This window comes from Streptomyces sp. NPDC030183, assembly GCF_055573455.1.
In genome coordinates, this window is the sequence record NZ_JBVIBK010000010.1 from 180,199 (window position 1) to 202,811 (window position 22,613).

Below are 22,613 nucleotides of genomic sequence, written 5' to 3' on the forward strand. Positions count from 1 at the left end.
ACCCCGACGACTTCAAGGATGCCCATGTCATTGCCACTGGAGGGACTGTCGGCGATCGTCACCGGCGCGGGCCGGGGTCTCGGCCGGGCCGAGGCGCTGGAGCTGGCCCGGCTCGGTGCGGCCGTCGTCGTCAACGACTACGGGCAGCCGGGCCGGGACGGCAGCGGCGGCGCGTCCACCGGGCCCGCCGAGGAGGTCGCCGCGGAGATACGGGCCGCGGGCGGCCGTGCCCTCGTCCACACCGGCGACGTCTCCGACCACGGCCGGGCGCGCGAGCTGGTCGACACGGCGATCGGGGAGTTCGGGAAGCTGGACATCCTGGTCAACAACGCGGGCATCCTGCGCGACCGCATGGTCTTCTCGATGTCCGAGGACGAGTGGGACTCGGTGATCCGGGTTCATCTCAAGGGCCACTTCAACACGATCCGGTTCGCGTCCGCGCACTGGCGCGAGCGGTCGAAGGCGGCCGGTGAGCCGGTGTACGGGCGGATCGTGAACACCTCGTCGGAGGCGTTCCTCGCGGGCTCGGCCGGGCAGCCCAACTACGCGGCGGCCAAGGGCGGGATCGTCGGTCTGACCACGTCCTCGGCACAGGCGCTCGCCCGCTACGGCGTCACGGCGAACGTGATCTGCCCCCGGGCCCGGACCCGGATGACGGAGGACGTGTTCGCCGGCCTCGCCCGCCCCGAGCAGGGCCCCGACCCGCTCGCCCCCGAACATGTCGCGCCGCTCGTCGGCTACTTGGCCTCACCCGCGGCCGGCCACATCAACGGGCAGCTGCTCGTCGTGCACGGCGGCATGGTCGCGATCGTCGAACGGCCGCGTGTGCGGGCCCAGTTCGACACCAAGCAGGACGTGTTCACGTACGAGGAACTGGACGGCCTCCTCACCCCGTACTACGCCGACCGCCCCCGGGGGGAGACCTTCGCGGCGACGGAGGTACTGGTGCTCAGGAAGGGAAACGGCACCGACTGACGCCCCCTCGCGCGGCGCGCTCACCGCACCCACCGTGCTGGGCCGCCCTGGCCCAGCCCCTCCTGCGGGGCCGCCGGCCGCACCCCTCCTGCGGGGCCGCCGGCCGCACCCCTCCTGCGGGGCCGCCCGCCGCACCGTCCTGGGGGGCCGTTTACCGCACCGATCCTGTGGGGCCGCTTACCCGCCCCGTGCCCCTCCTGCTGGGTCGGCGCCGGCCCGCCCCTCCTGCTCGGCTGCCCGTCTCACCGATCCCGCTCGGCGCCCGCCTCAACCACCTGCTCGGCCGCCCGCCTCACTCACCTTGCCCGACCGCTCACCCGCCCACGCGACGGCCCCGTCCCGCCCATCCACCTCAGCCGCCCACCTCAGCCGCCCACCTCAGCCGCCCACCTCAGCCGCCCACCTCAGCCGCCCACCTCAGCCGCCCGCCTCGGCCATCCGCTCCGCCCACGGGACGGCCCCGCCCCATGGGTGGCGGGGCGGGGCCGGGTGTGACGGTGGGGAGCGGTCCGGCGTGGGATTGACGTTTCTTCGGATCGCCTGACCGGGCCCCGGTTCAGGCGGCCGTCGTCGTCTCCGCCTGCTCGACCGGCTTGCGGTGACGCCCGCGAGGTGTCGTATCGGCGTCGTGGGCCGCGATCTGGCCCCGGTGCCTGCCATGGCCTTCCGCCTCGTGGGGGTCGGCAGTGGGCGGCTGAGTGGTGTGTGCGTCGCTCATGGAAAGTGTTCCCCGTCGGCATGATCTTCTTACAGGCGGGTGAGTTTAACGGCCTCCGGCACACGATCCGAAGGCACCCGAGGGCGTGTCGGCCTGCACGGTGAAGCCTTGGCCGAAACACCCACGGACCCGGCACGAGCACCTCACCCGACGGTCACCTCCTCGCTCACCCGCCCTTCCAGCGGCGCCTGTTGCAACGGCACGGGTCGGGCGACGACAGGCCCGCCCGCCACCACACCTTCGGCTCCGGACGACAGCGCCGCGGTTTCGTCCACCCCGCCCGGCGCACTCGGCGCGCCCTGCGCACTCGGTGTATCCGGCGCTCCCGGCACATCCGGCGTACCGAGTCCGCCGCACACACCCGTTGGCGCTCCCTCGTCGGCCGGCACCACCCCCCGCGCACCCTCGTGCGCCGGTTCGCAGGCATCCGGTTCGTCCCCCCACGGCACGCCCACGCGGGCCACGCCGCACCGCACCAACCCCGTGGTGTACGGCAGGTGCAGCACTCCGTCCCTGGTCCACAGCCCGGACCCCGTCAACCACCCTTCGGGCGCCGGCAGGTGGTGGACCTGCCGGGAGGACGGGCGCCACAGGCCGACCCAACTGCCCCGGGCGCCGTCCACCCGGAGCGCGACCGCGCAGCTCTCCGGGGTCAGGATCTGGCCCGGCTGGATGGCGAAGGGAGTCATGCGGTGGTCGTCGGGGACCCGCAGGCACTCGGGGAAGCGGACCGGCAGGGTGCTGCCCAGCACACCCCAGCCGAGCCGGTCGCGGCCCGGCGAGGGCGCGTCCGAACTGATCAGCAGCAGCCCGCTGTCGGGGTCGGCCAGCAGCAGCCGGTCGTTGCTGTCGTCCGCGATCTGGAGGAGGGGCGAGACCTCGCCGTCCCGTTCCAGGTCCACCACGACCGTCTTCGTCCGGCCGTCCGACTCCCGGTCCAGAGCGAGCAGTCGGCCCGCTCCGTCGAGCCAGACCCCGCCCGAGCACCGCCCCGGCACCTCCGCCACCCGCTCCGGCCCGAACGCCCCGCCCGCCACCAGCCACACCGCGGTGGAGCTCCGGCCCACGGCGAGGGCGTACGCCCACTCCCCGCACGGGCCGGGCGGCAGCAGCCGCAACTCGGTGGCGGGGTCCCCGCATTCGACCGCGCCCAGGAGCAGCTCGCCGGTGCCGGGGCCGGTCGGGTAGAGGAGCGAGAACAGATGCCGCTCGGCGGCCAGCCGGTGGATGAGGACACGGCCGTCGGTCAGGGGGAGGACCTCGGTGCCGGGTTCCTCGGGCTGGTTGGCGGGCAGCGGCACGGCGTACGGCTCGGGGCCGTCGAGGGTCCAGCGCTCGGGGAACCAGGAGTCGTCGCCGGCGAGGGCGAGGCGTGCCGCGTAGCTGCCGTCCGCGGTGATCACGCAGCCGGGCGGTGACGCGGACCGTTTCTGCTTCCCGTCGCCGGGGCCGCCTTCCTCGCTCCCGTCGCGCCCCGGTCCCGCCTCGTTCCCGTGGCCCGTCGTGGGGGATGGGGATGCACAGGCCGTCATCGTTCGATCACCTCCGGCCACGAAGCTAGTTTTCGCGCGCACAGACGTGGGACAACCGGGCTTTCCCTTCACACATAAGGGTGCTCGTCCAGCGATTCACCTGAGGGAACGGCGAGGGATGTGCTGCCGGACGCGTCGAGGGGCGGCGTGGCAGGCAGCGACCGTGGCGGGCGGGCAGCGGTCGCCGTGGTCGCGGAAGCCGGGCGGCTGGTCAAGTGACCCGTGGCCGGTCGGGGACCGCACCGGTGCAGGTAGCCTTTGTCCGTGCCCCGTCTGTCTGAAGTCATCACCGAGCTCGACGCCCTCTGGCCGCCCGAGAGGGCCGAGGGGTGGGACGCGGTCGGCACGGTCTGCGGCGACCCCGACCAGGAGGTCACCCGCGTCCTGTTCGCCGTCGACCCCGTCCGGGAGATCGTCGAGGAAGCGGTGAAGCTGGGGGCGGACCTGCTGGTCACCCACCATCCGCTGTATCTGCGCGGGACGACGACGGTGGCGGCCTCCACCTTCAAGGGCCGTGTCGTGCACACCCTCATCAGGAACGACATCGCGCTGCACGTCGCCCACACCAACGCGGACACCGCCGATCCCGGCGTCAGCGACGCCCTCGCCGGGGCGCTGGACCTGCGGGTCGTACGGCCGCTCGTGCCGGACCCCTCGGACCCCGCCGGGCGGCGCGGCCTCGGCCGCGTCTGCGAGCTGGACCATCCGCTGACGGTACGGGAGCTGGCCGCGCGGGCCGCCGAGCGGCTGCCCGCCACCGCGCAGGGCATCCGGGTCGCCGGCGACCCCGAGGCAGTCGTCCGCACGGTCGCCGTCAGCGGCGGCTCGGGCGACAGCCTCTTCGACGACGTACGCGCGGCCGGTGTCGACGCCTTCCTCACCGCGGACCTGCGCCACCACCCGGCCTCCGAGGCCGTCGCCCGTACGACGGAGGCCGCCGCCACCCCCCTCGCGCTGCTCGACGCGGCGCACTGGGCCACCGAATGGCCCTGGTGCGAGCTGGCCGCCGCCCAGCTCGACGAGATCTCCGACCGGAAGGGATGGGGCCTGCGCGTCCACGTCTCGAAGACGGTCACCGACCCCTGGACCGCCCACGCGGCGTCCACCACCGCCACCGAGAACCTGGGAGCCCCCAACTGAACGCCGCGCCCGCCGACCAGATCCGACTCCTCGACGTCCAGGCCCTCGACGTGCGTCTCCAGCAGCTCGCGCACAAGCGGAGGTCCCTGCCCGAGCACGCCGAGATCGAGTCGCTGACGAAGGACCTCACCCAGCTGCGCGACCTCCTCGTGGCCGCGCAGACCGAGGAGAGCGACACCGCCCGCGAGCAGACCAAGGCCGAGCAGGACGTGGACCAGGTGCGCCAGCGCGCCACCCGCGACCAGCAGCGCCTGGACTCGGGCGCGGTCAGCTCCCCGAAGGACCTGGAGAACCTCCAGCGCGAGATCGCCTCCCTCGCCAAGCGGCAGGGCGACCTGGAGGACATCGTCCTGGAGGTCATGGAGCGCCGGGAGTCCGCGCAGGAGCGGGTCGCCGAGCTGACCGAGCGGGTCGGCGCCGTCCAGGGCAGGATCGACGACGCGACCGCCCGCCGGGACGCGGCCTTCGAGGAGATCGACGGCGAGGCCGCCTCGGTGACGAAGGAGCGCGAGGTCATCGCCGCGTCCGTCCCCGCCGACCTGCTCAAGCTGTACGACAAGCTCCGCGAGCAGCAGGGCGGCATCGGCGCGGCCAAGCTGTACCAGCGCACCTGCCAGGGCTGCCGCCAGGAGCTGGCGATCACCGAGCTGAGCGAGATCCGCAAGGCCGCGCCCGACACGGTCGTCCGCTGCGAGAACTGCCGCCGGATCCTGGTGCGCACGGCGGAGTCGGGTCTGTAGCCGGGGTGTGCCGGGGCCGGTGAGCGGCCGTAGTCGACAGACCAAGAGGTTGGTGTGGTGCGGGAGTTCATCGTCGAGGCCGACGGGGGGTCCCGGGGCAACCCGGGGCCCGCGGGCTACGGTTCGGTCGTCCTCGACGGGGCGACGGGCGAGCCGTTGGCGGAGGCCGCCGAGTACATCGGGGTCGCCACGAACAACGTCGCCGAGTACCGGGGCCTCATCGCGGGTCTGAAGGCGGCGTACCAGCTGGACCCGGCGGCCGTCGTCCGGGTCCGTATGGACTCCAAGCTCGTCGTGGAGCAGATGTCGGGCCGCTGGAAGATCAAGCACCCCGACATGAAGCCGCTGGCCGCCGAGGCCCTGCGGGTCTTCCCGCCCGGCCACGTCACGTACGAGTGGATCCCGCGCGACCAGAACAAGCACGCCGACCGGCTCGCCAACGAGGCGATGGACGCGGGCAAACGGGGCGAGCAGTGGTCGCCGTCCACGTCCACGGCGGACCTGGACACCCGGGCGACCCGGACGGGTGCGGGTACGGGCACGGGTACGGGTACGGGGGCCGCCGCGGGTTCCCTCCCGGCCGCCTCCGCCGTACCGGAGCCGTCGGGTCCTCCCGGGGACGCGGCCGCGGGAGCGGCGCGGGCGAGGGCCGCCCTGGCGGGGGCGCGGGGCGAGGCCGGGAACGGGGGCGGCGCGGCCACGCATACGGCCGCCGCCGAGGCTGACGCCGCCGCGGAGTCGGACGCCGCGACTGGGGCCTCTGCTGCCGCCGAGGCCTCCGCCGTCGCCGGGCCCTCTGCTGCCGCCGGGGCCGCCGCCGGGTCCTCTGCCGTCAGGAAGGCCGCCGACGATGTCCGGGCCGCGAGGAACGTCGCCTCGGCCGCCCCTGATCTCGGCACCCCCGCCACCTTCGTACTGCTCCGGCACGGGGAGACGCCCCTGACACCGCAGAAGCGGTTCTCGGGGAGCGGCGGTTCCGACCCGTCCCTGTCCGATGTCGGCCGCTACCAGGCGGAGCGGGTCGCCGCCGCGCTGGCCGCCCGGGGGACGATCCAGGAGGTCGTGTCGTCGCCGCTGGCCCGTTGCCGGGAGACGGCGGAGATCGTCGCGGCCCGCCTCGGGCTCGGCGTGACCGTCGAGGACGGACTGCGGGAGACCGACTTCGGCGCCTGGGAGGGGCTGACCTTCGGCGAGGTGCGGGAACGGTACCCGGACGACATGAACGCCTGGCTCGCCTCGCCGGACGCGGAGCCCACCGGCGGCGGCGAGAGCTTCGAGGCCGTGGCCCGCCGGGTCGCCGCCACCCGCGACCGGCTGACCGAGGCGCACCGGGGCCGCACGGTGCTGCTCGTCAGCCATGTCACCCCGATCAAGACCCTGGTCCGCCTGGCCCTCGGCGCACCCCCCGAGTCCCTGTTCCGCATGGAGCTCTCGGCGGCCTCCCTGACGGCCCTGGCGTACTACGCCGACGGCAACGCCACCCTCCGTCTCCTCAACGACACGTCCCATCTGCGCTGAGCGGCGGCCGCCCTACGCCTCCCGCGGAGCGGCGGCCCGGCGCGCCAGCGCCTCGACCCGCGCCCAGTCCCGCGCGGCGATCGCGTCGGCCGGCAGCATCCAGGTCCCGCCGACACAGCCGACGTTGGGGAGGGAGAGGTACTCGGGCGCGTTGTCCGGCATGATCCCGCCGGTTGGACAGAACCGCGCCTGCGGCAAGGGCCCCGCGAGCGACCTCAGATACGCCGTACCGCCCGCCGCCTGCGCCGGGAAGAACTTCCGTGAGAAGGGGGCCGTCAGTCCACGACGCGCTGGGTGGCGTCAGTGCACCTCGGTCACCAGCACGTCCAGCGTCCACGCCTTCCCCGCCCCCGCCGGAGGTTCGACCTCCACCACGTAACCGAGGTCCCGCAGCGTCTCCACCAGTGCCGCCGGGTCCTTGGGCGCGGCGCCGGCCGACAGCAGACCGCGGACGATGCGGCCCTTGGTCGCCTTGTTGAAGTGGCTGACCACCTTCCGGGTCGGCGCGTGCAGCACCCGTACGGTCGCCGTCCGCCCGGCGAGTTCGCCCTTCGGCTTCCACGCGGAGGCGTACGCCGAGGACCGCAGGTCCAGCACGAGTCCGTCGCCGGCCGCCTCGGGAAGCGCCGACGCCATCGGCGTACGCCAGTGCGTGCCGAGCGCTCCGACGCCGGGCAGCTTCACGCCCATCGAGCAGCGGTACGAGGGGATGCGGTCCGTGACACGGACGGCGCCCCACAGCCCGGAGAAGACCAGCAGTGAACGGGCGGCCCGCCTCTTCGCGGCGCTGTCGAGGGAGGCCAGGTCGAGGGCGTCGTACAGGACACCGGTGTAGATCTGGCCGGCCGGCCGTGCCCCCGCCGTCCGCAGCTCCGCGTTCTTGGCGATCTCGCCGCGCAGCCCCTCGCTCAGGCCGAGCACCTCGCGGGCCTTGTCCTCGTCGCCCGCGCACAGCTCGACCAGTTCCCCGAGCACGGCCTCCCGCGCCTCGGTGAGCGCCGGGAGGGAAAGGGACTCCAGCTTCAGCGGAGCGCCGCCCGCTGAGGGGGCCTTTCCTTCGGACGGGGGCAGCAGGACGAGCACGGGTACTCCTTCGGATAGGGCTCCGCGACAGGGTACGGGGTGCGCGCCGACCATCCGGCTACCCGGTCGGCCCGCACCGGGGCCCCCGCCGGGGTGCCGACCACCCATGCCCACCACCCGTGCCGACAAGCGGTGCCGACAGCCGGTGCCGACAACCGGTGCCGACAAGCGGTGCCGACCCGCACCGGACTCCCGTCGGCATGCCGTCGCGCCCGCACCGCCCTACGCTCGACGCATGCCCCGCCGCCACCTCCGCGTCCTGGGCGCCCCCGAGGCTCCCCTGCGGGCGGCCCTGCGCGCGCTCCGCGGTGAACTCGGGGTGCCCGACGTCTTCCCGCTCCAGGTCCTCGTCGAGGCGGAGCACGCCGCGAAGTCGCCCCGCCTCCCGTCGTACGACGCCACGGACATCCCCCTCTTCACCATCGACCCGCCCGCCTCCACCGACCTCGACCAGGCGATGCACCTGTCCCGCCGACCGGGCAGGGGCGGCGGCCGGGGCTACCGCGTCCGGTACGCCATCGCCGACGTCGCCGCGTTCGTCACCCCCGGCACCGCGCTCGACGTGGAGGCCCACCGCCGGGTGACGACCCTGTACTTCCCCGACGGCAAGGTCCCCCTCCATCCCGCCTGCCTCTCCGAGGGCGCCGCCAGCCTCCTCCCGGACCACACCCGCCCGGCGGTGCTGTGGACGCTGGACCTCGACGCGGACGGCCGTACCGAGAGCGTCGACGTGCGCCGCGCCCTCGTCCGCAGCCACGCCCGGCTCGACTACGAGGCGGTGCAGAAGGAGATCGACGCGGGCACCGCGGAGGAACCCCTCGCCCTCCTCAGGGAGATCGGGCAGCTGCGCGAGCGCCGCGAAGCGGAACGCGGCGGCATCTCCCTCAACGTCCCCGAACAGCAGATCGTCGAACGGGACGACACCCAGGGCCGGGGGACGCAGGGGACGTACGACCCCGACCCCGAGAGCCATGCGGCGTCCGGGACGTACGCACTCGAACTCGCCTATCGGGCGCCCCTCCCCGCCGACGGCTGGAACGCCCAGATCTCCCTGCTCACCGGCATGGCCGCCGCCGAGCTGATGCTCGGCCACGGCACCGGGATCCTGCGTACGCTGCCCGCCGCCCCGGACGGCGCCGTCGGCCGGCTCCGTCGCACCGCGAAGGCACTGCGCGTCGACTGGCCGCACCACGTCTCGTACGCGCACCTGGTCCGCACCCTCGACCCGCGCGACCCCCGCCACGCCGCCTTCCTCCAGGAGTGCACGACGCTGCTGCGCGGCGCGCACTACACGGTCTTCCGCGACGGCGACCGCCCCGACATCACGACGCACTCCGCCGTGGCCGCGCCCTACGCCCACTGCACGGCTCCGCTCCGCCGTCTGGTCGACCGCTACACCTCGGAACTCTGCCTCGCCGCGGCCTCCGGCACCCCGGCCCCCGACTGGGTGCTGGCCGCCCTCGACACCCTCCCCGAGGAGATGTCCGTCGGCGGCCGTCTGGCGAGCCGCGTGGAGCGGGAGTGCGTGGACCTGGTGGAAGCCGCGTTGCTCCGGAACAGGGTCGGCGAGGTCTTCGAGGGGTGCGTGGTGGACGTGGTGGAACGTAAAGGGGCGGCCGGGGAGGGCGCATCGGTGGCCGGTACCGTCCAGTTGGAGTCCCCGGCGGTCATCGGCCGCGTCGACGCCCGGGACGGCGAGCCGCTCCCCCTGGGGGAACGGCTGCGCGTACGGCTCACCCAGGCCGAGCCGGGAGTGGCGAAGGTCCGCTTCGTGCCGGCGTGATGTCCCCCTGGTCCCGGCGGAGTCGGTCGATCTCGCCCACGAGCAGCTCGGCGTCGTCGGCGTGGAACCGCACGAGCCGTACCACCCTGGGCCGCCCGAAGAACGTCGAGTACTCGGCCTCGCGGGCGAGTTCGAGGGTGACGGTGGTCCGCGAACCGGCCTCCAGGCTCAGCTCCCCGTCCTTCTTCTCGTGCGTCAGACACAGCTCGCGGCGGACCGAGGCGACATCGGCGAGCGGGACCAGGAGATCCACGGAGGCGAAGCGGCGCAGCCGCAGGGTCGTGTCGGTGAGGACGTGGGGGCGGGTCACGGATGCGGCGTGCAGTCCGGTGACGATCAGGACGGTGTAGAGGTCGAGGACGAGAAAGACCCGGTGCGCCGACGGATGGTCGTCGAGGAGGACGGACATCGTCACCGTCTCGACGACGCACACGAACCCGAAGCCGAGCATCATCGCGCCCTGCCCCCGCGCGTACCCGAAGGCCCGCCCGCCGCCGACCCCGTGCGGTCGCCGGACCACCCAGCGCAACAGGCTGGCCAGCAGCAGGAGTTCATGCCGGACGAGGGCGCGGCCGACCCGGTGGGCCCGGATCAGTACCGCAGGTGTCTTCCGCGTCTTCCGAGTCTTCCGCCTCTTCCGCGTTTTCTGCGTGATCCGCGTGATCCGCGTGCTCTGCGTCCTCGGTGGGTTCATCGGCGGTCCTCCGTGAGTATCCGGAACGTGCGGCGGATGGCCTCCGCCTGGGCGGGAGCGAAGTCGGCGAAGAAGGCCTGCAGAAAGCTGCTGTTGCCGCCGCCGCGCGCGTCGGAGCCGCCGGTGCCGGTCCCAGTGCCCTTGCCGAGGCCGAGACCGAGGTCGAGGTCGGCCGGAATGAGCTCGGCGGGGATGAGGTCCGCGAGGAGCCGGGCGGCCTCGTCGACACGCGGGTCGTCGAGGCCGGCGTCGGCGAGGTCGTCGAGCAGCGCGTACGCCTCGTGCGCCCGCTCCACCGCGCCGGGCGCCGCCATCATGGCCTCCAGCCCGACCAGCAGCTCGGCCCGAACCTCCGGGGGAGCGGTGGTCTCCAGGAGCGCGAACACCTCGCGGTCCTTGGCGGCCATGGGGGACTCGGGCGCCACGGGCCCGAACTTCCCGAAGAAAGCGGCCAGTTCGGGCGACACGGGTCCCTCGGCAGGCAGCCGCCCCCGCCGCGCGTCCTCCATCAGGACCCGCAGCCGGGCCCGCCGCTCCCGGATCGCCGACTCCTGCCGCGCGAGGTCCTCGTCCAGCTCCCCGAGCACCTCGGCGAGCTCACGCCCCGCGTCATCGGCCAGCACGTCACGTACCTCGGCGAGCCCGAGCCCCAGCTCCGTCAGCCGGCGGATCCGCGCGAGCACGACGGCGTGCCGCAGGGTGTAGTCGCGATACCCGTTGGCCCGCCGCTCCGGCTCCGGCAACAGCCCCAGGTGGTGATAGTGCCGCACCGCCCGCGTGGTCACCCCGACGGTCGCGGCCAGCTCTCCGATCCGCATGGCACCAGTAGAAACGTTGACGTCGCGGCAGGGTCAAACGAGACCGGCGCAGCCCACGCGGCAACCCTCGGCGAGTGCGCCCGACACCCGCCGGGTGTGCGAAACGCACGGACCCCCCATGCGGATCCCACACCCGGCCGGTGACAGACGAATGATGTAGGCGCCCCGGCGCCTCTGCCATCGTGGGAAAGGAGAGGCTCCGGGAAAGCCCTGAGGCGCACTGGGGAACGTCCTGGAACGCACCGGGAGAACGCCCTGAGGGGCGCGGCCCGACTGGAGGCCCCGTGGACAAGCGGTACGAGCTCTACTGCCTGACCGACCCGCGTTTCTACGACACGCCGGCGTCCCGGACGCGGACGAGCGAAGGGTTCCGGCAGACGCGGAGTCCGCTTCCCGATCTCTGGTCCCGTCAGGAACTCGGCGACTGGCTCGTCTGCCGCCCCACCGACGTGGTCCTCCCACCCCAGGGCTGGAAGATCCACGCCTCGGCGCGTCCCGACAACGCGCAGTCGATCCTGGACGCGGTGTGGGACCACTGCGTACCGCGCCGCATCCCCTTCAAGTTCCTGCCGAGCGTCGAGGTCCTGTTCCTCGCCAACATGAAGTACGCGCACCGCGGGTCCAGCGGGAAGTTCGTCACCATCTACCCCCGGGACGAGGCCCAGTGCGAGCGCGTCCTCACCGAACTGGACGCCGTCATCGGCGGCGAGCCGGGACCGTACATCCTGAGCGACCTGCGGTGGGGCGCCGGCCCGCTCTACGTCAGGTACGGGGCCTTCGACGACCGGTACTGCGTATCGGACGCCGGGGTGGTGGAGCAGGCGGTGGAGGACCCGTCGGGGCGGCTGGTGCCCGATGTGCGCGGACCGACCTTCCAGGTCCCGGAATGGGTGCGGCTGCCGGAGTTCCTCGAACCCCACCTCGCCGAGAGCCGCCGGACCACCGTCACCGACCTGCCCTACCGCATCGAGAGGGCACTGCACTTCTCCAACGGCGGCGGCCTCTACGCCGGGGTGGACACCCGCGGCGGGCAACGGGTCGTCCTCAAGGAGGCCCGGCCGCACGCGGGGCTCACCCCCGACGGCGCGGACGCCGTCACCCGGCTGGAGCGCGAACGGGAGGCCCTCGAGCGGCTGCGCGGCCTGCCCTGCGTGCCCGCGCTGCGCGACCACTTCGAACTGGGCGGCCACCACTTCCTCGTCGAGGACTACATCGAGGGGACACCCCTGCACGACCTGTTCGTCGAACGCTCCCCGCTCGCCGCGCTGGACCCGGACCCGGCGGCGTTCGCCGAGTACACCTTCTGGGCCCTGGACATCGTCCGGCAGGTGGAGGACGCGGTCGCGGCGGTCCACGAGCGGGGCATCGTGATCGGTGACGTCCACACGTACAACGTGCTCGTCCGCCCCGACGGCGGGGCCGTGCTGATCGACTTCGAGGGCGCGGCCGACGTGGCGAGGGCCTCCCACCAGGTCCTCGCGGCCCCCGGCTTCGTCGCCCCGAGCGGGGCCAGCGGCTTCGACATCGACCGGTACGCCCTGGCCTGCCTGCGGCTCGCCCTGTTCATGCCCCTGACCGGTCTGATCGAGCTGGACCGCGGCAAGGCCGGACAGCTCGCCCGGGAGGCCGCACGGCTGTTCCCCGTCCCCCGCCCGTTCCTCGACGAGGCCGTCCGCACCATCACCGGTGACGGCGGGACGGCCGCCGGGGCGGACACGGAACCCCGCCTCGAACCGGACCGCTCCGGCTGGCTGCGCGCCCGGGACTCGATCGCCGGCGCCGTCCTCGCCGCCGCCACACCCGAGCGGCACGACCGGCTCTTCCCCGGCGACATCGAGCAGTTCGCCTTCCCCGGCGGAGGTCTCGATGTGGCCCACGGCGCGGCCGGCGTCCTGTACGCGCTGGACGTGGCCGGTGCCGGACGCCGCCCCGAGCACGAGGAGTGGCTGATCCGGCGCGCGCTCCGGTCGCGGCGCGGTACCCACCTCGGCTTCTACGACGGCCTGCACGGCATCGCGTACGTCCTGGAGCACCTGGGGCACCACGAGGAGGCCGTCAAGATCCTCGACATGTGCCAGGCCGAACGCTGGGACGCCCTGGCCCTCGACCTCAAGGGCGGCCTGTCCGGCATCGGCCTCACCCTGCTCCACTTCGCGACGACCACCGGCGACAGCGCCTGCCGGGACGCCGCCCACCGCGTGGCTGACCTCGTCGCCGCCCGGCTGGGCCCGGCCGACGGCGTCCCCGAGACCAGCGGAGGCACGCACCCGAGAGCGGGGCTGATGTACGGGTCGTCCGGGCCGGCCCTGCTGTTCCTGCGCCTGTACGAGCAGGGCGGCGACCCGGCACACCTCGATCTGGCCGCCACCGCGCTCCGCCAGGACCTGCGCCGCTGCGTCGTGCGCGAGGAGGGGTCCATGGAGGTCAACGAGGGCTACCGCACCATGCCCTACCTCGCCGACGGCAGCGTGGGCATCGGCATGGTCCTCGACGACTACCTGGCCCATCGCGCGGACGAGACGTTCGCGACGGCCGCCGCCGCGATCCGCAGGGCGGCCAGGGCGTCCTTCTACGTCGAGCCCGGCCTCTTCGACGGTGTCGCCGGGATGATCCTGCACCTCAGCCGCGCCCACCCGCCCGGTACGGCCGCCGAGCGGGATCCCGTGATCGCCGGCCATGTACGCCGCCTGGCCCGCCACGCCTGCCTGCTCGACGGCCGCCTCGCCTTCCCCGGCGACCAGTTGATGCGGCTGTCGATGGACCTCGCGACCGGTGGCGCGGGCGTCCTGCTCGCCCTGGGCGCTGCCTTCCACTCCCGGCCGACCGGCCTGCCGTTCCTGACACCGGGTGCGGCCGCACACGACCTTCCGTTCGCCACTCACGTAAGAGAGAGGAGGTGAGGATCGATGTCGCTTCTCGAACTGCAGGGCATGACCATCGAGTCCGAGACCGGGCTGAAGCCGCCCCTGGGCAGCCGGGCGAGCAAGGGATGCTTCATCGGAGGAGGCAGCATCTTCAGCCTGCTCTTCTGCTAGAGGCTCGGCCTCCAACCGCCACGGCGGGGGCACTTCCGGTGCCCCCGCTCCTTCATTGGAACCGTGCGACGACAGGAGCGGCCGGTGGACCGACGAACGACGCCGGACAGCCACCCTGAGGCCGACCGCGACCCGGCGGACAAGACCGCGCCGGCCGGCCCCGCGACGAACCGGGGTGCGGTGGGCGCGGCCGGGTCGGTGGGCGGGGGTGCGGTGGACGCGGCTGGTTCGGTGGGCGGGGGTGCGGCGGTGGGCGCGGCCGGGTCGGGGGAGCGGGGCGCGGTGGACGACGCCGGGTCGGGGGAGCGGGGCGCGGTGGACGACGCCGGGGCGGTGAACCGGGGACCGGCGGATCGGCTCCTGTTGCGGGTGGTGCGGCGGGGCGGTGCCTGGGGTGGTGTCCTCGCCGTGGCGTCGCTCCTCCTCGCCGTGGTCTTCGTCGTGCTGCCCGCCGTGATGGGCCGCGCCGTCGACGCGGTGCTCGGCGACGGCGACGCCGTCCTGTGGCTGACCCTGTCCGCCGTGGCCGTCGGGCTGCTGGTGGTGTGCGACGCGGCCGACGACTACGCCGGCGCCGTCGCCAACGCCCGCTCCACCGCCTGGCTGCGGCACACCCTGCTCGGCCACGTCCTCGACCTGGGCGCAGGCGCCACCCGCCGGCACACCCCCGGCGACCTGGTGACGCGTCTCGTCGGCAACTCGGCGCAGGCGGGCAGCGCCCCCTCGGGCCTCGTCTGGGCGGTGACGGAACTGATCCCGCCGATCGGCGCCATCATCGCGCTCGCCCTCATCGACCCCTGGCTCTGCCTGACGTTCGTCGCCGGGCTCCCCCTGATCGTCCTCATCGTCCGCGCCTTCGTCCGCGACGTGTCCGACCTCAACGACCGCTACTTCGCCGTCCAGGGCCGTATCGCCACCCGTCTCGCCGACGCCCTCACCGGCATCCGCACCATCACCGCCGCGGGCACCATGACCCGCGAGGCCGACCGCGTCCTGGAACCGCTGCCGGAGCTGCACCGCCACGGCCGGGGCATGTGGCGCGCGTTCGCCCGCGTCTCGGCGCGCGACGCCGCGATCGTCCCCCTGCTGGAGGTCGCCGTGCTGGCCGTGGCCGGCTTCGAACTGGCCCGCGGCCGCATCACACCGGGCCAGATGCTCGCCGCGAGCGAGTACGTCCTGCTGGCCACCGGCGTGAGCTCCCTGGTCGGGTCGGTGAACCAGCTCGCCGCGTCCCGCGCCACCGCGGGCCGGGTCGCGGACGTGCTGGACGAACCGACGGCCACGTACGGCATCCGGCGCCTGCCGCCCGGGGGCGGCGGCCACCTGGAGTTCCGCCGGGTGACGGTCCGCACCGCCGACGGCGCCACCGCCCTCAACGGCATCGACCTGGACCTCGCCCCCCGCACCCTGACCGCCGTCGTGGGCCGCTCGGGCTCCGGCAAGTCGCTCCTTGCGGCCCTCGCCGGACGCCTCACCGACCCCGACGACGGCGAGGTCCGCCTCGACGGCGTACCCCTCCGGGAGGTGGACCGCACGGAACTGCGCCGCACCGTGGCCTACGGCTTCGAACGCCCGGCCCTGCTCGGCGACACCTTCACCGACGCGATCGCCTTCGGCCCCCGCACCCCCTCGGACGCCGAGGTACGGGCCGGGGCGTCCGCGGCCCGGGCCGACCCGTTCATCCGCACCATGCCCGACCGCTACGCCACGCCCCTGGCCTCGACCCCGTTGTCCGGTGGCGAGACCCAACGGCTCGGCCTGGCCCGCGCGTTCACCCAGTGCGCCCCGACGGGCCGCCTCCTCGTGCTCGACGACGTCACCGCCAGCCTGGACACGGTCACCGAGCACCACATCACCCAGGCCCTCACCGCGACGGGCCCCCTGGCCGACCGCACCCGCCTGGTCGTCACCCACCGGGCGTCGACGGCGGCCAGGGCCGACCACGTCGTCTGGCTGGCCGACGGGCACGTACGGGCGGAGGGCACGCACAGAGAGCTGTGGGAGGACGAGGAGTACCGGGCCGTGTTCAGGGGGCAGGGGCAGGAGGGGGAGGGGCAGGAGCGGGAGCCGCGCTCGGAGAGAGCGCGGGAGCGGGCCGTAAGCCCCGAGCAGGCGGCGCACGACGGGACCAGGACCGTACGCCCCGAGCGGGCGGCGCACGACGGGACCGGGACCGTACGATCCGGGACCGGGACCGTACGATCCGGGCGCGCCCATGACGGGAGCGGGCGGTGAGCCCGACGGGTGCGCGACCGGAGCGCCCGCCGAACCCGCGCGGCGCACGACGACCTGAGCGCACGCCCCACCCACACGACGCACGACCGCAGACCGCGCCGGCCCCGCCCACCGCACGCGGCCTCCTGCGGGCCACTCTCCGCACGCGCCGCCGGCGATTCGTCCGGCTCGCCGGCTGGTCCCTGGTCCAGGCGGTCCCCGCGCTGCTCTCGGGCTGGCTGGTCGCGAAGGCCGTCGACGACGGCTTCCTCGCGGGCCGCACCGCCGAGGGCCTCGGCTGGCTCGGCCTGCTGGCAATCTCCGTGCTGATCGGCGCCTGGGGCACGCGCCAGGCCACGCTGCACCTGGCGGACGTCGTGGAACCGTTCCGCGACGACCTGGTCTCGCTGGTCACCATGGGCACCCTGCGCCGCTCCGCCGGCCTCGGCCACCCCGCGGACACCGCGGGCGTGGCGCGCCTGACGGAGCAGGTGGAGATCGCCCGTGAGTCGTACGGGGCGGTCGTGATGTTCGTCCAGACGTTCACGGTGACGGCGGTGAGCGTGCTGCTGGGCCTGACGGCTCTGGACCCGGCGCTCCTGCTGTTCGTCGTACCGCCGCTGGCCGCCGGGCTCACCCTGTTCGTGCTGGCCCTGAGGGCGCTGGCGGCACGGCAGCGGGCGGTGGTCCTGGCGGACGAGGCCATCGCCGAGCAGGTGCACGCGGTGGCCGGCGGCCTCCGCGACGTGACGGCCTGCGGCGCCGAACACCTCGTACGGGCCCGGACCGGAGCCCTCATCGACACGGCCGCGGAAGCGGCGAAAACCCTGGCCCGCCTCACGGCCCTGCGCACGGCGGCCCTCGGCGTGGGCGGCTGGCTCCCCCTGGCGCTCATCCTGTTCGGCGCGCCGTGGCTGGTGGACCGGGGCGTGACGGCGGGCGCGATCCTGGGCGCCCTGACGTACATCTCCCAGAGCCTCCAGCCGGCCCTCCGGGGCCTGGTCCAGGGGGTGGGAAGCAGCGGCCTGTGGCTCCTGGTGACGACGACCCGCATCCTGGAGACGACGGAGGGAACGAGGGAGACGACGTCGGCGGGAACCACACCCCACCCGTCACCCCCCTCACGCCCCTCACCCCCCTCGCCTCTGCGCACCGTCCCCGGAGACGGCGCCGTAGAACTGCACGGCGTCACCTTCTCCTACGCCCGGACCGCGGAACCGGTGGTGCAGGACCTGGACCTGACCCTGCCCCCAGGAACCCACCTGGCGGTGGTGGGCCCGAGCGGCGCGGGAAAGTCGACGCTCGCGGCCCTGACGGCGGGCCTCCTGGCACCGCAGACCGGAGAGATCCGCCTGGGCGGTGCGGCGGTCGGCGCACTGGACCCGACCCGGCTCTGCGACGCCCGCGTACTGATCCCCCAGGAGGCGTACGTCTTCACCGGCACCGTGCGCGAGAACCTGACGTACCTCCACCCGACGGCACCCACCGCGACCCTGGACGAGGCGGTGGAGGAAATAGGCGCGACCGCCCTGATCGAACGCCTGGGCGGCTACGAGGCACAGCTGGACCCCACCCGCCTCTCGGCAGGAGAGCGCCAGCAGATAGCCCTGGTGAGGGCGCTGCTACCCCCCACCCACCTGCGCCTCCTGGACGAGGCGACCTGCCACCTGGACCCCTCGGCGGAGGCCCGCGCCGAACGCGCCTTCGCGACCCGCCCGTCCACGTTGATCGTCTGCGCCCACCGCATCAGCTCGGCCCTGCGCGCCGATCTGACCCTGGTCCTGGACGGCCCCCGCCACGCGCTGGGCACCCACGACGAGCTGATGACGACCTGCGAGCTCTACCGCGACCTGATAGGCCACTGGGACAGAACGACGACGAAGGTCCCGTCCTGAGTCCCGACCGGGTGACCGTCACAACCACCCAGCCTCGCGCGCGATGCGAATGGCGTCGATCCGGTTCCGGGCGTCGGTCTTCCGGGACACGGCGTTGAGGTGATTGCGGACGGTCCCCACGGACAGGGCGAGCCGCTCGGCGATCTCACGGGTCGGCATGCCCTCGGCGGCGAGCCGCAGCACCTCGCTCTCGCGGGCGGTCAGCGGACTCTCCTCCGAGGACAGCGCTACCAACGCGAGCTCGGGATCGACGAACCGCTCCCCGGAGGCCACCCTGCGCACGCCCTGGGCCAGCAGGTCGCTGTTGCTGTTCTTCCCGATGAGCCCCATGACCCGCAGGGCGAGCGCCCGCCGCAGAAACCCGGCGGTGGCGGCCCCGGTCACCAACAGCGTCCGGCACTCGGGCAACCGCACGGCCAGCTCACGCGAGGTCCCGAGCGCGCCGTCCTCACCCCCGTCGACATCGATGACGACGACGTCGGGCCGATGCGACAGAGCCCGGGCAACGGTCTGCTCATGCCCAGGAGAGGCAGCGACGACCTCGATGTCGTCCTCCCGCGTCAACAGAGCCGCCAACGCCCCGCGCACGAGCCCGGTCTCCTCCACGAGCAGCACACGGATCACATCGCTCCCACCCGAGCCCACGCGGCCTCCCTCACCGGCATTCCGGAACGCCCGCACTCCGGAATGCCCGAAGACGTCATGGGAAGTATCGCCGATCATCACTCCATGTGCCGGAATGTCATGCTCTGATCCGATAGGCGCCTTGTGAGGCATGGTCCGGCGAGCTGTCAGTCGTGCTCTTCCCGGTAGACGCCGTCCGCCTCGACACCGACGGCCCACTCGCCGAAGTAGGTGCTCGCCAGCTCCATGTTGTCGACGAGGGAACCGGCGGCCGCGAGAGTGATCCTGAACGGGGCGTCGTCCTCGTCGGGCAGGTTGTTCACGGCCAGCAAGGGGTACTCCGCCGAGCCCAGTGCCCGCTCGTCGGCGACGAGGACGAGCGTGCTGTTCGGCCAGTCCTCGTCGTCGCGCCCGATCCGCGCGAGAACCTGCTCCGCGGTGAAGCCGGCGTAGGCGCGGTTGTCGACGACGGTGAGCGACTCCAGCGGCTCATGGCGCTCGGAGCCCTCTTCGACAGCCTGGAGCAGGCGGGCCCACGCGTCCGGTTGCTCGAAGGACGTCCGCACCAGAAGCGGCCCGGCGACGTCCTCGATGGTGGCGGCGGCGTCCTCGATGGTGGCGGAGGGCGCTTCGGGCTCGGCGCTCGTACGGTCGCCGGGGATGACCTGGATCAGGAAGCGGGGCCGCTTGTCCTTCGAGGAACGGTCGCTGGCGTGGACGCGGACCAGGTAGGGGCCGGCTCCCGCGGTGGCGAGATTCTCCTTGCGCAACGGCTCGTACCCGCTGTCGCACAGGGCGAGGAAGCCGGTCGTGGAGACCACGGTGATCTCCTCGACCTCGTCCCAGCCGCACTCCGCACCCGGGTCCTGACCGGCGTAGAGGGTGACGACGGGGTTCTCCAGGCTGCTTCCGGCGTCGATGTGCAGCCAGTCCTTCTCGGCGGCCAGGAACCCGTGTCCGCGCGGCGGCTTGCCGGCGTCGGGATCCATGACGGCCAGGTCCCCCCATTCCTTCACCTTGAGTGGCCGGGTGCGACCGTCGAGGAGCGGCCAGGTGGAACGCTGCACGGAGAACCCCATCGTGCTTCTGTGCCCGCCGCTTACGTCTCGGAAGCGTAGAGGGGCAGGGTGGAATGGAATGGGCCTGGTGACGGGTCCGGGTCACCGGCTGCCGCGGCCGGGCCGGCAGCCCGGTGCCCGGCGTGGGAAGGGAATCGAGCCACTCGCGCGTTGCACCGTCGGGGACGACCGTCGAAGGGGGCGCGGGACGTGGGCGGCACCGAGCAGGAGACGCACCGGACACGGCAGACGCATCAGACACGGCAGAGGCATCAGCCGCAGCAGACGCATCAGACACAGAGGCAGACGCAGCACACACACGCGCGGACGCAGCAGGAACCGCGGACCCGGTGGACACGGGCGACCCTCGGCGGTCCGGACCGCCCCCTGGACCTGCTGACCGCCCGCTTCGACCGCCACCGTTACGCGCCGCACACCCACGAGGAGTTCAGCGTGGGAATCTGCGTGCTCGGCGCCTCGTGCATCGACTACCGGGGCGGCGCCCTCACCGTGGGGGAGGGCTCGATCGTCGTGCTGGCCCCGGGGGAGGTCCACACCGGCGAGTCGGCGTACGGCACCTACGCCTACCGCGCCCTCTACCCGGCCCCCACCCTCCTCACCGACGGCATCCTCGGCGGCACCCCGCACTTCCGCGAGCCCCTCCTCCACGACCCCGAACTGGCCGCCGCCCTACGCACCGCCCACACCGAGCTGAGCACCTGCCCCGACCCGCTGGAGGCCGAGTCCCGCCTGCCCTGGCTGCTCACGGCGCTGGCCCGCCGCCACTCCACGGCCCGCCCCTCCTCCGACACGGTCCCCGGCGCCGGCACCATCGCCCTCGCGGTACGCGACCGCCTCGCCGACGAACTCCAGGCCCCGCCCTCCCTCGCAGACCTGGCCGCCGACCTGGGCCTCTCCCGCTACCAACTGCTGCGCGCCTTCCGCACGACGATGGGCATGCCCCCGTACGCCTGGCTGGCCCAGTACCGGGTGAGCCGGGCACGCACCCTCCTGGAACTCGGCGGCCGCCCGGCAGAGGTCGCCGGCCAGGTGGGCTTCGCCGACCAGGCCCACATGACCCGCTGGTTCGGACGGGTCCTCGGGGTGACCCCGGCGGCGTACCGGACGGGCGTACGACAGTAGGCCCCGACGGGCGGGCCGCCCGCCCTCCTCTCCCTGCAACAACGTTCAAGACCCGGGCCCCCACCGGCCGGACACTGATTCCATGACTGCACGCGGCTGGTTCCTCTTCTCCGTGATGGGAGTCCTCTGGGGCATCCCCTATCTGATGATCAAGGTGGCGGTGGACGGAGTGTCCCCGTCGACGGTGGTGTTCGTCCGCTGCGCCCTGGGCGCGGCACTCCTGCTCCCCTTCGCGATCCGCCAGGGCGGACTGGCCGCGACCGTACGGACCCACTGGCGCCCCATGCTGGCCTTCGCCGTGATCGAGGTGATCGGCCCCTGGTGGACCCTGACCGACGCCGAACGCCACCTCTCCAGCTCCACGGCCGGCCTCCTGATCGCGGGCGTACCGATCGTGGCGGTCCTCCTGACCCGCTTCTTCGGCGACACGGAACACCTGGGCGCCCGGCGGCTGACGGGACTGATCCTGGGCCTGGCCGGAGTAGGGGTCCTCACGGTCCCGCACCTGACCGGGGGCGACGCGCGCTCCCTGGCGGAGGTGGCGGTCACGGTGATCGGCTACGCCACGGCCCCACTGATCATGGCCCGCCACCTGAAGCAGGTCCCGACGCTGCAGCTGATAGCCCCGGTCCTGCTCCTGTCGGCGATCGTCTACGCCCCGGCGGCGGCTCTGACCTGGCCGGAAACCATGCCCTCACCCTCGGTCCTGGCGTCCCTGGCGGGCCTGGGAGTGATCTGCACGGCGCTCGCCTTCGTCGTCTTCCTGGAACTGATCCGCGAGGTCGGCCCGACGAGGGCGACGGTCTTCACGTACGTCAACCCGGCGGTGGCGGTGGCGGCGGGCGCGCTCTTCCTGGACGAGCGCCTGACGGGGACGGTCCTGGTGGCCTTCGCCCTGATCCTGGCGGGCTCGTTCCTGGCGACGGCGGCGTCCGGGGGACCGAGGCCGACGGGGAGGGCGTCGTCGGTACGGGGGCCGTCGGTACGGGGTCGAAGGGGACGGGGCGCCCCGGCCGCCCGGTAACATGGTCGACACGGCAGACGAGCCGGGCGGACGGCCGCGTGGAGCCCCCTAGGGGACTTCCCGAGGAACGTCCGGGCTCCACAGGGCAGGGTGGTGGCTAACGGCCACCCGGGGTGACCCGCGGGACAGTGCCACAGAAAACAAACCGCCGGGGACCTCGGTCCTCGGTAAGGGTGAAACGGTGGTGTAAGAGACCACCAGTGCCCAGGGTGACCTGGGCAGCTAGGTAAACCCCACCCGGAGCAAGGTCAAGAGGGGCCGCCCTAAGAAGCGGCCCTGCGCGGACGTTGGAGGGCTGCCCGCCCGAGTCCGCGGGTAGACCGCACGAGGCCGGTGGCAACACCGGCCCTAGATGGATGGCCGTCACCGGGAGGTCCGCGAGGACCCCCGGAACAGAACCCGGCGTACAGCCCGACTCGTCTGCCGCCACATGCGGCTTTGCCTGGGGAAGGGCCTCTGACCTGCGTCGGAGGCCCTTTCCGGTCTTTCAGGAGCTTGCCGCGTTAGGCGGCAAAAAGTCCCTCGGAAGTCCCTCAGACAGAGCTGAAAGTCCCTGAAAAGTCCCTGGAGCGGAGGGGCGGGCGACGCCTCTGAGCTGGGTGTTCGCGACAGCTGTTGG

General features: G+C 73.4%; 18 protein-coding genes, 1 other RNA gene and 1 pseudogene. 12 read left to right on the plus strand and 8 right to left on the minus strand.

Translation table 11 applies throughout. The annotated features are described in order from the left end of the window. Window positions 1-24 precede the first annotated feature (24 nt). Window positions 25-975 (plus strand): 3-oxoacyl-ACP reductase, encoded by a 951-nt coding sequence (locus ACZ4Z2_RS14595; protein ID WP_468075786.1) that lies wholly within the window; start codon window positions 25-27, stop codon window positions 973-975. A gap of 556 nt (window positions 976-1,531) precedes the next feature. Here the strand turns inward: ACZ4Z2_RS14595 and ACZ4Z2_RS14600 are convergent. Next, a complete protein-coding gene (locus ACZ4Z2_RS14600; protein ID WP_468075788.1) occupies window positions 1,532-1,693 on the minus strand; it encodes a hypothetical protein in 162 nt (53 codons plus the stop codon). A 143-nt stretch (window positions 1,694-1,836) separates the two neighbouring features. Further along, window positions 1,837-3,225, minus strand: a complete 1,389-nt coding sequence (locus tag ACZ4Z2_RS14605) for a hypothetical protein (RefSeq protein ID WP_468075790.1) — start codon at window positions 3,223-3,225, stop codon at window positions 1,837-1,839. 264 nt (window positions 3,226-3,489) lie between these two features. On the opposite strand from ACZ4Z2_RS14605, the gene ACZ4Z2_RS14610 reads away from it, so the two are divergent. The 3 genes from ACZ4Z2_RS14610 to ACZ4Z2_RS14620 are packed head-to-tail and all read left to right on the plus strand — an operon-like array spanning window position 3,490 to window position 6,623. Further along, a complete protein-coding gene (locus ACZ4Z2_RS14610; RefSeq protein WP_468075791.1) occupies window positions 3,490-4,365 on the plus strand; it encodes a Nif3-like dinuclear metal center hexameric protein in 876 nt (291 codons plus the stop codon). After that, the gene (locus ACZ4Z2_RS14615) at window positions 4,362-5,105 is read left to right on the plus strand and encodes a zinc ribbon domain-containing protein (protein WP_468075978.1); all 744 of its coding nucleotides are present in this window, start codon (window positions 4,362-4,364) and stop codon (window positions 5,103-5,105) included. Before ACZ4Z2_RS14610 ends, ACZ4Z2_RS14615 begins: the two co-directional genes overlap by 4 nt. 57 nt (window positions 5,106-5,162) lie before the next feature. After that, entirely contained in the window at window positions 5,163-6,623 is a 1,461-nt protein-coding gene (locus ACZ4Z2_RS14620; RefSeq protein WP_468075793.1) for a bifunctional RNase H/acid phosphatase, read from the plus strand. 12 nt (window positions 6,624-6,635) lie between these two features. Here the strand turns inward: ACZ4Z2_RS14620 and ACZ4Z2_RS14625 are convergent. After that, window positions 6,636-6,881 (minus strand): annotated as a pseudogene (locus ACZ4Z2_RS14625) (keto-deoxy-phosphogluconate aldolase); the annotation flags it as partial. A 42-nt stretch (window positions 6,882-6,923) separates the two neighbouring features. After that, a complete protein-coding gene (gene yaaA / locus ACZ4Z2_RS14630) occupies window positions 6,924-7,706 on the minus strand; it encodes a peroxide stress protein YaaA (protein WP_468075795.1) in 783 nt (260 codons plus the stop codon). Between the two features lie 235 nt (window positions 7,707-7,941). Between yaaA and ACZ4Z2_RS14635 the strand changes: the two genes are divergently transcribed. Continuing rightward, on the plus strand, window positions 7,942-9,489 hold the full coding sequence (locus tag ACZ4Z2_RS14635) for an RNB domain-containing ribonuclease (protein ID WP_468075797.1): 1,548 nt from the start codon (window positions 7,942-7,944) through the stop codon (window positions 9,487-9,489). Here ACZ4Z2_RS14635 and ACZ4Z2_RS14640 read toward each other — a convergent pair. After that, window positions 9,440-10,183 carry a hypothetical protein gene (locus ACZ4Z2_RS14640; RefSeq protein ID WP_468075799.1) on the minus strand — a complete coding sequence of 248 codons (744 nt, stop codon included), beginning with the start codon at window positions 10,181-10,183 and terminating at the stop codon, window positions 9,440-9,442. The two genes, ACZ4Z2_RS14635 and ACZ4Z2_RS14640, sit on opposite strands and share 50 nt — an antisense overlap. Then, window positions 10,180-11,001: a MerR family transcriptional regulator gene (locus tag ACZ4Z2_RS14645; RefSeq protein WP_468075801.1), complete on the minus strand. Its 822-nt coding sequence runs from the start codon at window positions 10,999-11,001 to the stop codon at window positions 10,180-10,182. The genes ACZ4Z2_RS14640 and ACZ4Z2_RS14645 overlap by 4 nt, the downstream gene beginning before the upstream one ends. A gap of 284 nt (window positions 11,002-11,285) precedes the next feature. Between ACZ4Z2_RS14645 and lanKC the strand changes: the two genes are divergently transcribed. The 4 genes from lanKC to ACZ4Z2_RS14665 all read left to right on the plus strand — a co-directional run bounded on the left by lanKC (window position 11,286) and on the right by ACZ4Z2_RS14665 (window position 18,145). Next, window positions 11,286-13,901 carry a class III lanthionine synthetase LanKC gene (gene lanKC, locus ACZ4Z2_RS14650; protein WP_468075803.1) on the plus strand — a complete coding sequence of 872 codons (2,616 nt, stop codon included), beginning with the start codon at window positions 11,286-11,288 and terminating at the stop codon, window positions 13,899-13,901. 6 nt (window positions 13,902-13,907) lie between these two features. Next, entirely contained in the window at window positions 13,908-14,036 is a 129-nt protein-coding gene (locus ACZ4Z2_RS14655) for a SapB/AmfS family lanthipeptide (protein ID WP_468075805.1), read from the plus strand. An 84-nt stretch (window positions 14,037-14,120) separates the two neighbouring features. Next, entirely contained in the window at window positions 14,121-16,271 is a 2,151-nt protein-coding gene (locus ACZ4Z2_RS14660) for an ABC transporter ATP-binding protein (RefSeq protein WP_468075807.1), read from the plus strand. After that, entirely contained in the window at window positions 16,268-18,145 is a 1,878-nt protein-coding gene (locus ACZ4Z2_RS14665; RefSeq protein ID WP_468075809.1) for an ATP-binding cassette domain-containing protein, read from the plus strand. The genes ACZ4Z2_RS14660 and ACZ4Z2_RS14665 overlap by 4 nt, the downstream gene beginning before the upstream one ends. An 18-nt stretch (window positions 18,146-18,163) precedes the next feature. Here ACZ4Z2_RS14665 and ACZ4Z2_RS14670 read toward each other — a convergent pair whose 3' ends face one another. Continuing rightward, the gene (locus ACZ4Z2_RS14670) at window positions 18,164-18,769 is read right to left on the minus strand and encodes a LuxR C-terminal-related transcriptional regulator (protein ID WP_468075980.1); all 606 of its coding nucleotides are present in this window, start codon (window positions 18,767-18,769) and stop codon (window positions 18,164-18,166) included. Between the two features lie 167 nt (window positions 18,770-18,936). Beyond that, a complete protein-coding gene (locus ACZ4Z2_RS14675) occupies window positions 18,937-19,848 on the minus strand; it encodes a DUF6924 domain-containing protein (RefSeq protein ID WP_468075811.1) in 912 nt (303 codons plus the stop codon). 366 nt (window positions 19,849-20,214) lie between these two features. Between ACZ4Z2_RS14675 and ACZ4Z2_RS14680 the strand changes: the two genes are divergently transcribed. The 3 genes from ACZ4Z2_RS14680 (at window position 20,215) to rnpB (ending at window position 22,417) form a co-directional block, all read left to right on the plus strand. Beyond that, window positions 20,215-20,970, plus strand: coding sequence for a helix-turn-helix domain-containing protein (locus ACZ4Z2_RS14680; protein ID WP_468075982.1), 756 nt, complete (start codon window positions 20,215-20,217; stop codon window positions 20,968-20,970). Between the two features lie 82 nt (window positions 20,971-21,052). After that, entirely contained in the window at window positions 21,053-21,994 is a 942-nt protein-coding gene (locus ACZ4Z2_RS14685) for a DMT family transporter (protein ID WP_468075812.1), read from the plus strand. Window positions 21,995-22,012: 18 nt separating this feature from the next. Beyond that, an RNA gene (gene rnpB / locus ACZ4Z2_RS14690) (RNase P RNA component class A) lies at window positions 22,013-22,417 on the plus strand. The last annotated feature ends 196 nt before the right edge of the window (window positions 22,418-22,613 follow it).

Bases quoted from the DNA above. Each gene is read 5' to 3' on its own strand.
- ACZ4Z2_RS14685 (WP_468075812.1), top strand. From the start codon at position 21,053: ATGACTGCACGCGGCTGGTTCCTCTTCTCCGTGATGGGAGTCCTCTGG.
- ACZ4Z2_RS14675 (WP_468075811.1), bottom strand. From the start codon at position 19,848: ATGGGGTTCTCCGTGCAGCGTTCCACCTGGCCGCTCCTCGACGGTCGC.
- ACZ4Z2_RS14595 (WP_468075786.1), top strand. From the start codon at position 25: ATGTCATTGCCACTGGAGGGACTGTCGGCGATCGTCACCGGCGCGGGC.
- ACZ4Z2_RS14655 (WP_468075805.1), top strand. From the start codon at position 13,908: ATGTCGCTTCTCGAACTGCAGGGCATGACCATCGAGTCCGAGACCGGG.
- ACZ4Z2_RS14600 (WP_468075788.1), bottom strand. From the start codon at position 1,693: ATGAGCGACGCACACACCACTCAGCCGCCCACTGCCGACCCCCACGAG.
- ACZ4Z2_RS14635 (WP_468075797.1), top strand. From the start codon at position 7,942: ATGCCCCGCCGCCACCTCCGCGTCCTGGGCGCCCCCGAGGCTCCCCTG.
- ACZ4Z2_RS14645 (WP_468075801.1), bottom strand. From the start codon at position 11,001: ATGCGGATCGGAGAGCTGGCCGCGACCGTCGGGGTGACCACGCGGGCG.
- ACZ4Z2_RS14605 (WP_468075790.1), bottom strand. From the start codon at position 3,225: ATGACGGCCTGTGCATCCCCATCCCCCACGACGGGCCACGGGAACGAG.
- ACZ4Z2_RS14640 (WP_468075799.1), bottom strand. From the start codon at position 10,183: ATGAACCCACCGAGGACGCAGAGCACGCGGATCACGCGGATCACGCAG.